The 14,084-nt window shown below is 61.6% G+C and carries 17 protein-coding genes; 9 read left to right on the top strand and 8 right to left on the bottom strand.

Going from position 1 to position 14,084, the window contains the following annotated elements:
• Nucleotides 1-225: 225 nt before the first annotated feature.
• Nucleotides 226-795, top strand: a complete 570-nt coding sequence (locus NCR93_RS02165) for a hypothetical protein (RefSeq protein WP_250532152.1) — start codon at nt 226-228, stop codon at nt 793-795.
• Between the two features lie 59 nt (nt 796-854).
• Here NCR93_RS02165 and NCR93_RS02160 read toward each other — a convergent pair whose 3' ends face one another.
• The 4 genes from NCR93_RS02160 to NCR93_RS02145 form a co-directional block, all read right to left on the bottom strand.
• Nucleotides 855-1,154 carry a hypothetical protein gene (locus NCR93_RS02160; RefSeq protein WP_250456597.1) on the bottom strand — a complete coding sequence of 100 codons (300 nt, stop codon included), beginning with the start codon at nt 1,152-1,154 and terminating at the stop codon, nt 855-857.
• Between the two features lie 155 nt (nt 1,155-1,309).
• The gene (locus tag NCR93_RS02155; protein ID WP_008351520.1) at nt 1,310-1,900 is read right to left on the bottom strand and encodes a YceI family protein; all 591 of its coding nucleotides are present in this window, start codon (nt 1,898-1,900) and stop codon (nt 1,310-1,312) included.
• Nucleotides 1,901-1,959: 59 nt separating this feature from the next.
• Nucleotides 1,960-2,514, bottom strand: a complete 555-nt coding sequence (locus NCR93_RS02150; RefSeq protein WP_008351522.1) for a YceI family protein — start codon at nt 2,512-2,514, stop codon at nt 1,960-1,962.
• 116 nt (nt 2,515-2,630) lie between these two features.
• Nucleotides 2,631-3,200 carry a cytochrome b gene (locus NCR93_RS02145; protein WP_008351524.1) on the bottom strand — a complete coding sequence of 190 codons (570 nt, stop codon included), beginning with the start codon at nt 3,198-3,200 and terminating at the stop codon, nt 2,631-2,633.
• A gap of 455 nt (nt 3,201-3,655) precedes the next feature.
• Between NCR93_RS02145 and NCR93_RS02140 the strand changes: the two genes are divergently transcribed.
• From NCR93_RS02140 to NCR93_RS02120, 5 genes are all read left to right on the top strand, one after another.
• Nucleotides 3,656-4,315: a paraquat-inducible protein A gene (locus NCR93_RS02140; protein ID WP_175979801.1), complete on the top strand. Its 660-nt coding sequence runs from the start codon at nt 3,656-3,658 to the stop codon at nt 4,313-4,315.
• On the top strand, nt 4,312-4,992 hold the full coding sequence (locus NCR93_RS02135) for a paraquat-inducible protein A (protein WP_008351528.1): 681 nt from the start codon (nt 4,312-4,314) through the stop codon (nt 4,990-4,992). Before NCR93_RS02140 ends, NCR93_RS02135 begins: the two co-directional genes overlap by 4 nt.
• Nucleotides 4,985-6,664 carry a PqiB family protein gene (locus NCR93_RS02130; RefSeq protein ID WP_250518049.1) on the top strand — a complete coding sequence of 560 codons (1,680 nt, stop codon included), beginning with the start codon at nt 4,985-4,987 and terminating at the stop codon, nt 6,662-6,664. Before NCR93_RS02135 ends, NCR93_RS02130 begins: the two co-directional genes overlap by 8 nt.
• Nucleotides 6,661-7,365 carry a PqiC family protein gene (locus NCR93_RS02125; RefSeq protein WP_175979800.1) on the top strand — a complete coding sequence of 235 codons (705 nt, stop codon included), beginning with the start codon at nt 6,661-6,663 and terminating at the stop codon, nt 7,363-7,365. The genes NCR93_RS02130 and NCR93_RS02125 overlap by 4 nt, the downstream gene beginning before the upstream one ends.
• A 144-nt stretch (nt 7,366-7,509) precedes the next feature.
• The gene (locus tag NCR93_RS02120) at nt 7,510-8,121 is read left to right on the top strand and encodes a glutathione S-transferase C-terminal domain-containing protein (protein WP_174447708.1); all 612 of its coding nucleotides are present in this window, start codon (nt 7,510-7,512) and stop codon (nt 8,119-8,121) included.
• 292 nt (nt 8,122-8,413) lie between these two features.
• On the opposite strand, the gene NCR93_RS02115 is transcribed toward NCR93_RS02120, so the two are convergent.
• The 3 genes from NCR93_RS02115 to NCR93_RS02105 form a co-directional block, all read right to left on the bottom strand.
• On the bottom strand, nt 8,414-8,971 hold the full coding sequence (locus NCR93_RS02115; protein WP_250532151.1) for a TetR/AcrR family transcriptional regulator: 558 nt from the start codon (nt 8,969-8,971) through the stop codon (nt 8,414-8,416).
• Between the two features lie 158 nt (nt 8,972-9,129).
• Nucleotides 9,130-10,260 (bottom strand): tRNA 2-thiouridine(34) synthase MnmA, encoded by a 1,131-nt coding sequence (mnmA, locus tag NCR93_RS02110; RefSeq protein WP_250532150.1) that lies wholly within the window; start codon nt 10,258-10,260, stop codon nt 9,130-9,132.
• Between the two features lie 7 nt (nt 10,261-10,267).
• Nucleotides 10,268-10,750 (bottom strand): NUDIX hydrolase, encoded by a 483-nt coding sequence (locus NCR93_RS02105; RefSeq protein ID WP_175979798.1) that lies wholly within the window; start codon nt 10,748-10,750, stop codon nt 10,268-10,270.
• 223 nt (nt 10,751-10,973) lie between these two features.
• Here NCR93_RS02105 and NCR93_RS02100 point away from each other — a divergent pair, with 223 nt between their 5' ends.
• The 3 genes from NCR93_RS02100 to NCR93_RS02090 are packed head-to-tail and all read left to right on the top strand — an operon-like array spanning nt 10,974 to nt 13,895.
• Nucleotides 10,974-12,119: a Re/Si-specific NAD(P)(+) transhydrogenase subunit alpha gene (locus NCR93_RS02100; protein WP_034470619.1), complete on the top strand. Its 1,146-nt coding sequence runs from the start codon at nt 10,974-10,976 to the stop codon at nt 12,117-12,119.
• Between the two features lie 12 nt (nt 12,120-12,131).
• Nucleotides 12,132-12,452 carry an NAD(P) transhydrogenase subunit alpha part 2 gene (locus NCR93_RS02095; protein ID WP_008351539.1) on the top strand — a complete coding sequence of 107 codons (321 nt, stop codon included), beginning with the start codon at nt 12,132-12,134 and terminating at the stop codon, nt 12,450-12,452.
• Nucleotides 12,453-13,895 (top strand): NAD(P)(+) transhydrogenase (Re/Si-specific) subunit beta, encoded by a 1,443-nt coding sequence (locus tag NCR93_RS02090; RefSeq protein ID WP_008351540.1) that lies wholly within the window; start codon nt 12,453-12,455, stop codon nt 13,893-13,895.
• Here the strand turns inward: NCR93_RS02090 and NCR93_RS02085 are convergent.
• Nucleotides 13,892-14,050: a hypothetical protein gene (locus NCR93_RS02085; protein WP_250532149.1), complete on the bottom strand. Its 159-nt coding sequence runs from the start codon at nt 14,048-14,050 to the stop codon at nt 13,892-13,894. The genes NCR93_RS02090 and NCR93_RS02085 overlap by 4 nt on opposite strands.
• Between the last annotated feature and the right edge of the window lie 34 nt (nt 14,051-14,084).

Raw genomic sequence — 14,084 nt, 5'->3', positions numbered from 1 at the left:
TCATCAAATTTCGACGCAAGAACAAAAGACAACCTCGACTTCGACTAGGCTCGAATCCGCACGCAATGCGCTGCCGAGCAAATCAGTCCGTTCCAACCGTACGTTATGTCGTCCTCACAGAAAAACAAAATCGGGATTTTCATCCCGACTTACAATCGCCCGGAATTGCTACGGAGTTGTGTCCTGCAACTGCTCGCCCAAACGCGACGCCCGGATATCATTTGCGTGCATCAGAACGGAGCCGGAGACAACTACGCATGGTGCGTCATGGATCTCGGCGCACCCGTAGTATGGATGTACACGCCCCAGAGCATTCCCCAAAACGACTGGTATCGGATTCCGTTGAATCATCTCATCCAGGAGGACTGCACTCATTTTTTCTGGATGGATCACGACGACATCTATCTCACCAATCACATCGAAACCTGCGTCGCCGAACTCGATAGCGGCTACGACTTCAGGATCTCAAAACATTGCGGCATCCTTATTTCCCGTTCGGAGAAATACGAGTACCTACCGCATGCTTTATTCAAGGACATTCACGCCACGGGCGGAATGAGCGCTTCGATGGCGTTCACCATGCCGTTCGCGACGGCGCTGTCCGCCGACCTGAGCAATCCCGAGTTCAACCACGTCTTTTCGGACGAAGTTCTAGCGCGCCATACCATGCCGCGTTTCCGCTGCCTGCAGTCGACAGAGAGAACAACCATTTACTTTTCTCATGCGATGTCGCTGTCGTCCGCACATTGGGTTCGTGAGGAAACGTCTTTCCCCGAGTATCGAAGCAATGCGTGAAATACGTCGAGCCGATAAGAACGACCGGGCCTGTCTTCGCGGACAGGCCCGTTTTCATTTCAGGCGATGAAGCGCTCAGGAGCCTCCGCCCATCGCGCCGCCTCGCGCAATCGATCTTCGCAAAATGAAATGCACAGTTGCGACACCGCGGCGGAAAAGCCGCAGTCAGTCAACGTATCCCTGATATGTTCCGCGCTTACCGTCTCCCGCATGCGGGCATACAGGATCTGCGCCGTCGCGACGTTCTGGGTGCCAACATAGTTGCCATATAGCGCGATCATGGCCCGCCCCGAAATCGTGCTCGGATGCGCGATCTGAAGCAGTTCGATCAATTCCGCCTCGCTGATATAGCGGTGCATATTGTGTGGCGAGTGAAAACCGAATGTCGGTCCGCTCGGCTGGGTGTTTTCGTATGAGAATCGATCGGCGACGTTGCCAAACCCAAAACTCGATCCACAAAAAAGGCTTCGCGCATGACACGCGAAGCCTTCTCTAAGCAGCAATGGAGCGCGAGTTACTGCTTCACGCCCTCAGCCTGAATATGCAGCACCGTCGTCAGGCTGAAACCATACGACTTGCCGTAATCCATCCCGAAGTCGCCGCGATCGAAGGTCGCCGTCGCTTCGACGCCGCACACTTCCTTCTTCATCATCGGGTTCATGAAGCACTTGAAGCTCTCGATCTTCAGGTTCATCGGCTTCGTCACGCCGTGCATCGTCAACGTGCCGATCACTTCGGAAGGCTTGTCGCCGTCGAATTTGATCGACGTGCCCTTGTACTCGGCTGTCGGATACTTCGCGACGTCGAAGAACTCGGCCTTTTGCAGATGCTCGTCCAGCTTCGCATTGCCGGTGTTGACCGAAGCGATGTCGATCGTCACGTTCACCGTGCCGGTCTTCGCCGCGCGGTCGAGCGTGACTTCACCGCTGCTCTTGTTGAACTTGCCGCGCCACGTCGACACGCCACCGAAGTGGTCCGCCTCGAAGCTCGGATAAGTGTGGTTCGGGTCGAGCTTGTACGTGTCGGCGGCGAATGCGCTCACCGAGGCGCCGAACGACAGTCCCAATGCGAGCGCGCTCGCGGCAATGATCGAAAGCTTTTTCAAGTTCTTCTCCTGACTAACCAGATACGCTGACTATGCGTCGTGTGTGACAAAAACGCCGCTCACTTCTTCGCGGCAACGATGTGAAACTTGATGACGACGTCGTCCGCGACGATCGACGTATCTTTCCATTCGCCCGTTCCGACATCGAACTGGGTGCGCTTGATCGGCAGCGCGCCGTCGAAGGTTTCCGTCGCGCCCTGCTGCGTGACCGTCACCGGCACCGTGACCGTCTGCGACTTGCCCTTGATCGTGATCTTGCCGGTCACGTTGTACTTGTTGCCGCCCGCCGGGGCGATCGCGCTGGAGACGAACGTCGCGCTCGGATACTTGCCCGCGTCGAACCATTCCGCGCCGCGCACCTGCTTGTTGTAATCGTCGTCGCCGAGGTCGTAGCTGCCGGTGTCGATCGTGATGTTCGCCGAGCCCGCCGTCGGCTTCGCCGGATCGAACGCAATCTGCGCGCTGAACTTGTTGAACTTGCCGTCGGTGGGCACGTTCATCTGCTTCGACGTGGCTGTCACCGTGCTCTTGCTCATGTCTACCTGCGCATGCGCGCCCGCGATCATCGCGAACGAAGCAGCGGCTGCCATCCAACGGTTGAGTTTCACTTTCATGTGTGCCCTATTCAAACGGTTCGAATGAACAAACCGGTATTGGAAATCATAAGTACGCGATCACAATCAGCCGCCGGGAAACGCCTTGCCAACGGCGAGGAAACAATGACACGCGTTCATCTGAGAAACGGCAGCATGCGGCCGAGCAGGCCGTCGCGATCGACGAAATGATGCTTCAGCGCAGCCAGAACGTGCATCACGACGAAGAACAGCAACGTGTAGTTCAACGCGATGTGCACGATGCGCAGCGTCGCCTTCAGCGCCTTGTCCGGTCCGATGATCGTCGGCAGCGGCAGCACGCCGAGATACACGACCTGAATGCCGGCCGCCGAGCTGTACAGATAACCCGACACGGGAATGACGAGCATCAGCGCGTAAAGCAGAATATGCGTGAGATGCGCCGCGCCCTGTTGCCAGCGCGGCATGCCATCGGGCATCGACGGCGCCTGGTGCGTGGCGCGCCAGACGACGCGCAGCAGCGCGAGCGCGAACACCGTTACGCCGATCCACTTGTGCCACGAGAAGTATTTGAGCTTCGTCGGCGTGAAGCCCGGAATGTCCGTCATGATCCAGCCGAGCCAGAAGCCGCCCACGATCAACAACGCGATCAGCCAGTGCAGACCGATCGCCGTGGCGCTGTATCGTTGCGCCGGCGCGCTCGCCGTGATGCCAGCGGTGCTTTCCATATTGCTCTCACCCAAGTGTTCGATGTCGCACGGCCTGCCGCCGCCTGACGACAAGTGTTCAAGGCCGCCATGCTACCTCAACGATAACGAATTGCCAGCGCGCGCAAAAAGGCCCGCGCCGAACCGGCAAACCCAGTCCCGACGCGGCTTTGCGGGCTTTCGAGCCGGCTCGGCGAGCCTCGTGTGCCGCCCATGCAACGAACTATTCCATGCGTGCAACGGTCGATGAAGGCGCGAACCGCGACCGATTCCGGCATCGATGTATTAACGGGCGGCCTGGCAGTTTAATTCCGCTTGTAAAGAAGCGTTCTGTCCAAATTCGCCCGCCCCGCGCCATTTGATACCATGCTGCTACCAATCTCGCTGGCCCGCCGTTTGCTATGCCCGGTCGGAGCCGGTCTCGCGGCGCCCGACCAATACGCTCGACAAGCCTCGGGCCTCGACCATGAACGCGAATGAACGCGAACGAATCCGATGACCTGATCGCGTGTCACGAATGCGACGCGCTCTTCCATAAACGTGCATTGCCTCGACGCACCTCGGCGAAATGCCCTCGCTGCGGATCGCTGCTCTATCGAAGCATCTCGTCGAACCTCGACAAGATCTCGGCGATGACGCTCGCCGCGCTCTTCACGTTCCTGATCGCGCAAGGCTTTCCCATCGTCGAGCTGGAGGCGAACGGCCTCACGTCGGAGACGACGCTCATCGGCGCGATCCTCGCGTTGTGGAACGAGCAGATGGAAATCATGGCGGTGCTCGTCTTCTGCTCGACCATCCTGTTTCCGTTGTGCGAACTCGTTGCCCTGCTCTACGTGCTGCTTCCGCTGCGTTCCGGTTACGTGCCGCCTGGCTTCAACGCAATCCTGCGGGGCATTCAGCTCGTGCGTCCGTGGGGCATGATCGAAGTCTTCATGCTCGGCGTGCTCGTCACGCTCGTGAAGATGGTGAGCATCGCGCGCGTGATTCCCGAAGCGGCGCTCTTCGCGTTCGGCGCGCTGACGCTCATGTTCGCCGTCGTCGTGAGCTTCGATCCGCGCGCGTTGTGGGACATCGCGGCAAGGCTCGGTCCGCGCGAATCGAAGCGCGTCACAACCACGGCGAGGCAAAAATCGTGAGCGATTCCATCGATCCGAAAACCGGCGAAGCGGCGCGCGAAACGCAGTTCATCACGGCGTCGCACGCGAATGTCGTGTCGTGTCATGCGTGCGGACTCGTGCAGCCGCTCGCGCACACCGTCGAGAAACAGCGCTGCACGCGCTGCGACGCCGTCGTGCACCGGCGTCATCCGGACAGCATCGCGCGTACGTGGGCACTGCTCATCAGCGCGGCGATTCTCTACATTCCGGCGAACCTCTTTCCGATCATGCATACGTCGTCGATTCTCGGTTCCGAGGACGACACCATCATGAGCGGTGTCGCGCTCTTCTGGAACGACGGCGACTATCCGCTCGCGGCGGTGATTTTCATCGCCAGCATTCTCGTGCCGATGCTCAAGCTCGTCACGCTCGCCTTTCTTACCATCAGCGTGCAGCGGCGCTCCACATGGCAGCCGCGTCAGCGCACGACGCTCTTTCGCATCGTCGAGGGCATCGGGCGCTGGTCGATGCTCGACGTCTTCGTCATCACGCTCACCATCGCGCTCGTGCGCTTCAAGTCGCTCGCCGTCATCACGCCGGGTCCGGGCGCGCTCGCGTTCGCGTCGGTGGTCGTGCTGACGATGATCGCGTCCATGCAATTCGACCCGCGCCTCATGTGGGACAACATCGAACCGTCAGGAAAGAAACATGACTAGTGCCCAAGGTCCGAACGACCCGAAGCAGCCCGCGCCGCCCGCCAGCAACGCCGGCAGCGGTAACGGGGACAAGGGCGGCCTCCCGCCGAACCTCCCCGAACCCGTGATCGAGCCGCGCAGCCGCTGGCTGCCCTCGCTCGTGTGGGTGATTCCGCTCGTCGCGGCGCTGATCGGCGTGATTCTCGTCGTGAAGACGGTGTCGAGCCGCGGACCGACCGTGACGATCAGCTTCGTTTCCGCGGAAGGCCTCGAGCCCGGCAAGACGAAAGTGAAGTTCAAGGACGTGGATATCGGCACGGTGAAGACGATCACGCTGTCGAAGGATCACGCGCGCGTGCTCGTCGACGTGCAGCTCACCAAGGAAGCCACCGATTTCGCCGTCAAGGACACGCGCTTCTGGATCGTGCGTCCGCGCGTTGCGGCAAGCGGCGTGACCGGCCTGTCGACGCTTTTGTCCGGCGCGTATATCGGCGTCGATGCGGGCAAGTCGACCGACGATGAGACTTATTTCGTCGGGCTCGAAACGCCACCCGCCGTCACCGGCGATCAGAAAGGCCATACCTTCACGCTGCACGGCGAATCGCTCGGCTCGCTCGATATCGGCTCGCCCGTCTATTACCGGCGCGTGCAGGTCGGCCAGGTCGTCGCGTTCTCGCTCGACAAGGACGGCACCGGCGTCACGCTGCAGGTATTCGTCACCGCGCCTTACGATCAGTACGTCGGCACCAACTCGCGCTGGTGGCATGCGAGCGGCGTCGATCTGCGGCTCGATTCGAGCGGCTTCACGCTCAACACGCAATCGCTCGCAACGGTCGTGCTCGGCGGCATCGCGTTCCAGACGCCGCCGAACCAGCAATCCGGCCCGCAGGCGCAAAACAACGCGACCTTCCGTCTGGCCGGCGATCAGTCCGACGCGATGCGCGATCCGGATGGCGAGGCCGTGCACGTCGTGATGAACTTCAATCAGTCGCTGCGCGGCCTGTCGGTCGGCGCGCCGGTCGATTTCCGCGGCATCGTGCTGGGGCAGGTCACGGGCATCGGCGTGCAATACGATCAGAAATCGCATTCGTTCATGATGCCGGTCACGATCGACCTCTACCCGGATCGCCTCGGCAAGCGCGCGCGTCAGGCGCTGCCGGAGCAAGGTTCGGTGGCGAGCCAGGACATGCTGCAACTGCTCGTGAAGCGCGGGCTGCGCGGACAGTTGCGCACCGGCAACCTGCTGACGAGCCAGTTGTATGTCGCGCTCGACTTCTTCCCGAAAGCGCCGCCCGCGAAGGTCAGCGTTGGCAACGATCCGATCGAACTGCCGACCGTGCCGAACACGCTCGACGAGCTGCAGCTGCAGATCGCCGACATCGCGCGCAAGATCGACAAGATTCCGTTCGACGAGATCGGCACGAATCTGAACGGCTCGCTCAAGAACGCCAACGCGCTCTTCGACAAGATGGACAAGGAAGTCCTGCCGGAAATGCGCGACACGCTCACGCAGGCCAAGCAGACGTTCGGTCAGGCGCAATCGACGTTGCAGTCGGATTCGCCGCTTCAGTCGGACGTGCATCAGGCGCTGCAGGAACTCACGCGCACGCTGCAATCGCTCAACTCGCTCGCGGATTACCTGGAGCGCCATCCGGAATCGCTCTTGCGCGGAAAATCGGGAGATAAACCATGAAGTTCGGCTCGTTGATGTTGACTCTGAGCGCAGCGGCGATGCTCGCTGCCTGCGCCTCGCCGACGAGCCGTTTCTACACGCTCGGCGGCGACGACGCGCGGCCCGTGCCGTCGACGCAGGCTTCGTTCTATTTCGAGCTTGCGCCCGTCGACATGCCGCAGCAGGTCGCGAAGAATCAGTTGGTGGTGCAGACGAGTCCCGCGCAGGTGCGCGTGCTCGAAGAGGAACGCTGGGCGTCGCTGCCGGGCGACGAAGTGCGGCGCGCACTCTCCGCCGATCTCACGCAGCAGCTCGGTGCGATCGACGTCTACGGCACGCCGCATCCGGAATCGGTGCCGGTGTATCGCGTGAAGGTGAACGTGCAGCGCTTCGAATCGTGGCCGGGCGCGCAAGCGGTGATCGACGCCGTGTGGAGCGTGCGCGCCGCCGGATCCGATACGGTGCTGACATGCCGGACGCTCGCGCAGGAACGCGTCGGCTCCGGTTACGACGCGCTCGTCGACGGCCATCGCAAGGCGGTCGACGAACTCGCCGCCGCGATCTCCGCAGGTGTGCGCAGCCTCGGTTCCTTGCCGCACGCGACGGCGAGCGCGCCTTCGGCATCCGCGAAGGGCAAGAGCGGCGCCAGTTCCAAACCCGCCGCGGCGCCGGTGCTGCCGTGTCCGCCAATGGGCGCGGCAACCACTGCCAGCGCGCAGTGATCCATGACGCCCGGCGCGCGCCGGGCGCGCTTCATGTTGTCGGCAGGCGACATTGTCGGCCGCCGCTATCTCTAATTCGCCGATGGTTCGCGCGCGCCGGTTAAGATCGTCGACGCCCGCATTTCGAATCAACGTGAAAATTAGATGATGAAACTGATCGGTTCGCACCCCAGCCCATTCGTCCGCAAGGTGCGGATCGTCATGGCGGAAAAGAAGATCGACTGCGAACTGGTGCTCGAAGACGTCTGGGCATCCGATTCGAAGATCCACGACTACAACCCGCTCGGTAAAGTGCCGTGCCTCATTCTCGACGACGGCGAAGCGGTATTCGATTCGCGCGTCATCTGCGAGTTCGTGGACACGCTCACGCCGGTCGGCAAGCTGCTGCCGCAGGAGCGGCGCGAGCGCACCGAAGTGCGCTGCTGGGAAGCGCTCGCCGACGGCATGCTCGACGCCGCCGTGCTGATCCGTCTCGAAGGCGTGTTGCGCGAAGAGGAACATCGCAGCGACAAATGGATCGCGCGGCAACGTCACAAGATCGAAGACGGCTTGCGCGCGATGGCGCGCGGCATCGGCTCGAAGCAATGGTGCTCGGCGAATCGCTTCACGCTTGCGGATATCGCCTGCGGCTGCGCACTGGGCTATCTCGATTTCCGTATGCCCGATCTGAACTGGCGCGACGCACATCCGAATCTCGACAAGTATTACGCGCGTATTTCGCAGCGTCAGTCGTTCGTGGATACCGCGCCGGTCTGATTCCTTTCTTGGACCAAGCTCCCGCGCGCGGCGGGAGCTTCCGGCGCACTCGGAAGCGCAAAGTGAGATCGAAGATTATCTACTGCTAGATAGATCACCGGCGAAGGGCGCGATCGACCGATTCTCTCCCAAACCCCTTTTCTTCCTGAAACCATCGGTCCGCGTGCGGCGACATGGTTCGAACGACGAATCGGGTCAGAGAAATGCTCTATTCCGCCAAAATCTATCTACTCAACGGTAGATAATCAACGCCCGGTTCAGGGGTTTTTCACAAGGTTATCCACAGGCTTATCTACCGCCGAAATGCGTCTGCGACCTCTTCAAGCCGCGACCGCGTCTGAAACAGGCGGCATGCAAGCAAACTCCCCTGAAACGCCGCATACAAGGTGCGTGCCGCCGCTTCAGGCTTTCCGCCAGCGTCGAGCGTGTCTTGCGCTTCGCCTTCGGCCAGAACTTTCGCCAGCCAGGTTTCATTCGCCTTGTAGAACGATTGCACCGCGTGCCGTACTTTCTCCGGCAGCGACTCGATATCCGACGCAAGCATGCCGCACAGACAGATCTGATTGCCGTCGCCGATGATCCTTCCAAATAGCTTCCTATAGCGGTCGAGTTTCTTGTCGGCCGGGGCGGAGCTGTCGATCGCGTAGATCGTCGACATCACGTCGGCGCTATACGCATTCACCGCTTCGAGCGCGAGATCTTCCTTGGTCGGGAAATAATAGTGAATGCTCGACGTTTTCACGCCGACCAGTTCGGACAAATCCCGAAAACTGAAGCCGTTGTACCCGCGCGTCATCAACAGCGTCTGAGCGTGATCCAGTAGAGCGTCGCGTACCGTGTTCTTGTCCATTTCGCGTATCTCTGCAATTGTCCCTGCATTCGGTGTGCGTTAATTATCTACTACTAGATAGACGATCAAGCGACTGTTTCAAAAAAGTTTTTATCGGATCGATAGAAAAAAGCCCCGACCGAAGTCGGGGCTGATCGCTCGCTTGCCGCCGGCGATGCTCAACGCGCCGCAGCGAGCGCCGCAACTTGCGGCGACTCGTGCCCAGCCGCCGCGTGTTCGATGATTCCGCCACCCAGACACACGTCTTCCTGATACAGCACGGCGGATTGTCCCGGCGTCACGGCCCACTGTGCGTCGTCGAAATGAAGCGCGAAACGGCCATCGTCCGCGTTGGCGAAGCGGCACGCCGCATCCTGCTGCCGATAGCGCGTCTTCGCGCCGCACGCCGCGCCCTCTTTCGGCGCGAAACCCGCGACCCAGCTCGTGTTTCCGGCCACGAGCGTCGGCGACAGCAGCCACGGATGATCGTGCCCCTGCACGACGTAGAGCGTGTTCGACGCCATGTCCTTGCCCGCGACGAACCACGGTTCGCCGCTGCCGTCTTTCGCGCCGCCGATGCCGATGCCCTTTCTCTGCCCGAATGTGTAGAACGCAAGCCCGATATGCTCGCCGACGATCTTGCCTTCGGCCGTCTTCATGGGGCCGGGCTTTGTCGGCAGATAGCGGTTCAGGAATTCGCGGAACGGCCGCTCGCCGATGAAGCAGATGCCGGTCGAATCCTTCTTTTTGGCGTTCGGCAGGCCGATTTGCACGGCGATCTCGCGCACTTTCGTCTTCGGGATTTCGCCGAGCGGAAAGAGCGTCTTCGACAGTTGCGCCTGATTCAATCGATGCAAAAAGTACGACTGATCCTTCGTCGAATCCGTTGCCTTGAGCAACTGGAAAAGTCCATCGCTCTCGCGCACGCGCGCGTAATGTCCCGTCGCGATGGTTTCCGCGCCGAGCGACATCGCGTGATCGAGGAACGCCTTGAACTTGATTTCGGCGTTGCAAAGCACGTCCGGATTGGGCGTGCGGCCGGCCGAATATTCGCGCAGAAACTCGGCGAACACGCGGTCCTTGTATTCGGCGGCGAAGTTGACCGCTTCGACGTCGATGCCGATCAAATCCGCGACGGAAACGACGTCGATCCAGTCCTGACGGGTCGAACAGTATTCGCCGTCGTCGTCGTCTTCCCAGTTCTTCATGAAGAGGCCGACGACGTCGTAACCCTGTTCCTTGAGAAGCCATGCCGTTACGGACGAATCCACGCCGCCCGACATGCCCACCACTACTCGTTTCTTGCTCATAGGGATATCACGCCCGCACCACCGGCGCGACCGAATGCGTATGGATGAAATCGAGCGGGACGCGCCGCCCGGATAAATAATCGTCGACACACTTCATCACGAGCGGCGTCCGATGCCGGTCGACCGATGCGCGCAATTCGTCCGCGCTGAGCCACATCGCGCGCACGATGCCTTCGTCGAGCGCGCGGCCTGCTTCTTCGCCGAGCGACTTGCCGCAAAACGTGAAACGCAAATACGTGACGTCGCGCCCCGGCCGCGCGAAGTGCGTCATATACGCGCCGACGATTGCCTCCGGCTCGAAGCGATGCGCCGTTTCTTCGAGCGCCTCGCGGACCACGGCATCGACGAGCGTTTCGCCCGCTTCGAGATGACCGGCCGGTTGGTTGATTCGCAGCCCTGCCGACGTGTGCTCCTCGATGACGAGGAAACGACCATCCTTTTCGATGATGGCAGCCACCGTAACGTGGGGGGCCCAAGTGTCTGATTTCATGGTGAGATATTTTACCGTCCTCGCACAGATCTCGCGCACGCGGACTAAGGGAAAGCGCTGACTGTGGCAAAACGGAACGGGTGCCGGATCGGATTCTTGCGCGTGCAATCTTCGGTTACAGTTGAGATAGCCGTCAGTTCCAGCATTTGAAATAAAACTCAGCCTTAAGCCTTCCTAAGCCTTGCCCGGGCGAAAAAGGCAACAAAGACAGGAGGATTACAAGATGCACATTGGAGTGCCTGCTGAAACGCGGGCGAACGAGGCGCGCGTCGCCGCCACGCCCGAAACGGTCAAAAAGCTCGTCACGCAAGGACATCGTGTTTCTGTCCAGAGCGGCGCGGGCTTGCCGGCAAGCTATATCGACGATGCGTTCGCGCAAGCAGGCGCGGATCTCGTCGATGCCGCCACGGCCTTTTCCGCCGAGATCGTCCTCAAGGTGCAATCGCCGAGCGAAAGCGAACTGGCGATGCTCAAGCCGGGCGCCGTGCTCATCGGCATGCTCGATCCTTTCAATACAGAGAACACCGCGCGGCTCGCGTCGGCGGGCGTCACTGCGTTCGCGCTCGAAGCCGCGCCACGCACGACGCGCGCGCAGAGTCTCGACGTGCTGTCTTCGCAGGCGAACATCGCCGGATACAAGGCCGTGCTGATGGCCTGCCAGTATTACCAGCGCTTCATGCCTATGCTGATGACCGCCGCCGGCACCGTGAAAGCGGCGCGCGTGCTCGTGCTCGGCGCAGGCGTCGCGGGCTTGCAGGCAATCGCGACGGCCAAGCGTCTGGGCGCGGTCGTCGAAGCATCCGATGTGCGTCCGGCGGTGAAGGAGCAGATCGAATCGCTCGGCGCGAAGTTCGTCGACGTGCCGTTCGAAACCGATGAGGAACGCGAAGCGGCGGAAGGCGTCGGCGGTTACGCGCGCCCGATGCCGCCGAGCTGGCTCGCGCGGCAATCGGCGCAGGTGCACGAACGTGCGAAGGCGGCGGACATTGTCATCTCGACGGCGCTGATTCCCGGCCGCCCCGCGCCGACGCTGATTTCTGTCGAAACGGTGAAGCACATGAAGCCGGGCTCCGTGATCGTCGATCTCGCCGCCGGACGCGGACCCGAGTTCGAGGGCAGGAAAGGCGGCAACTGTCCGCTCACCGAAGTCGACACGGTGGTGATGAAGCACGGCGTGCATATCGTCGGCCACACGAATCTCGCTTCGATGGTCGGCGCCGATGCCTCCGCGCTCTACGCCCGCAATCTTCTCGACTTCCTGAAGCTGATCATCACGAAGGAAGGCACGCTCAACATCGATCTCGCGGACGATATCGTCGCGGCCACGCTCCAGTGCCGCGACGGACAACTCGCCCGCGCCACGGCCTGAACGGAGACGCACATGGATGTCATCAATCACACGGTGATCAACCTCATCATCTTCGTGCTGGCCATTTACGTCGGCTACCACGTCGTGTGGAACGTCACGCCCGCGCTGCATACGCCGCTCATGGCCGTGACCAACGCGATTTCGGCGATCGTCATCGTCGGCGCGATGCTGGCTGTCGGCCTGACGGTCGGCGCGGCGGGCAAGTTCTTCGGCACGCTCGCGGTGCTGCTCGCGGCCGTGAACGTGTTCGGCGGCTTTCTCGTCACACGGCGAATGCTCGAGATGTTCAAGAAGAAAGAGCCCAAGAAGATCACGAGCAAGGAGGGCGCGTAAATGAGCCTTAACGTCGTTACTCTCCTGTATCTCATCGCCTCGGTGTGCTTCATTCAGGCGTTGAAGGGCTTGTCGAATCCGAAGACCGCGCGCATCGGCAATACGTTCGGCATGGCGGGCATGGCGATCGCCATTCTCACCACGCTCGCGCTGATCGTGAAGCAGGCCGCGTTTCTCGAAGCGAATCTCGCGCTCGGGCTGTCGCTGCTGTTCGTCGCGCTGATCATCGGCGGCGGCGCGGGCGCGTACATCGCGGCAAAAGTCGAGATGACGAAGATGCCCGAGCTCGTCGCGGCGATGCACTCGCTGATCGGTCTCGCGGCTGTCTGCATCGCCTATGGTGTCGTGGCGGAGCCCGCCGCGTTCGGGCTCGCACCGCTCGGCGAGCCGATTCCGTATGGCAATCGGGTCGAGTTGTTCATCGGCACGTTTGTCGGCGCGATCACGTTCTCGGGCTCGGTCATCGCGTTCGGGAAGCTCTCGGGCAAGTACAAGTTCCGGCTCTTTCAGGGCGCGCCGGTCACGTACTCGGGACAGCATCTGATCAACCTGCTGCTCGCCATCGCGATGATCGGCTTCGGCGTGATCTTCATGCTCACCGAATCGTGGCTGCCGTTCATCATCATGACGATCATCGCGTTCGCGCTGGGCGTGCTCATCATCATTCCGATCGGCGGCGCGGACATGCCCGTGGTCGTGTCGATGCTGAACTCGTACTCGGGCTGGGCGGCGGCGGGCATCGGCTTCTCGCTGAACAATCCGATGCTGATCATCGCCGGCTCGCTCGTCGGCTCGTCGGGTGCGATTCTGTCGTACATCATGTGCAAGGCAATGAACCGCTCGTTCTTCAACGTGATTCTCGGCGGCTTCGGCGGCGAGGCGGGCGGTGCGGCGGCGGGCGGATCGACGGAGCAGCGCCCCGTCAAATCCGGTTCCGCCGATGACGCCGCGTTCATGCTCGGCAACGCGGAAAGCGTGGTGATCGTGCCGGGTTACGGCCTCGCGGTCGCGCGCGCGCAGCACGCGTTGAAGGAGCTGACCGACAAGCTCGTCGAGAAAGGCATCGATGTGCGGTACGCGATTCACCCCGTCGCGGGGCGGATGCCGGGGCACATGAACGTGCTGCTGGCGGAAGCCGAAGTGCCGTACGAGATGGTTCAGGAGATGGAGGACATCAATAGCGAGTTCGGTCAGACGGACGTGGTGCTCGTGCTCGGCGCGAACGACGTCGTGAACCCGGCCGCGAAGACCGATCCGAAATCGCCGATCGCGGGGATGCCGATTCTCGAAGCGTACAAGGCTCGGACGATCATCGTGAACAAACGGTCGATGGCGGCAGGTTACGCCGGCCTCGACAACGAACTGTTCTATATGGACAAGACGATGATGGTCTTCGGGGACGCGAAGAAGGTGGTCGAGGAGATGATGAAGGCGGTGGATTAGGCACGCTGCTGATTTCCATCATCGCGTGGGGGGGGGGGGGCCCCCCCCCCCCCCCCCCCCCCCCCCCCGCCCCCCCCCCCCCCCCCCCCCCCCCCCCCCCCCCCCCCCCCCCCCCGCCGCCCGATCCGGCCCGCTTGCGGTAAGTAATGTTTCACCCCTACAGTTCTACGTTGTTGCAACCCTCCTCGG

Source organism: Caballeronia sp. ATUFL_F1_KS39, from assembly GCF_023630985.1.
Taxonomy (GTDB): Bacteria; Pseudomonadota; Gammaproteobacteria; order Burkholderiales; family Burkholderiaceae; genus Caballeronia; species Caballeronia zhejiangensis.
Note: the sequence above shows the minus strand (reverse complement) of the source record. Positions and strands in the feature narration are given on the sequence as shown.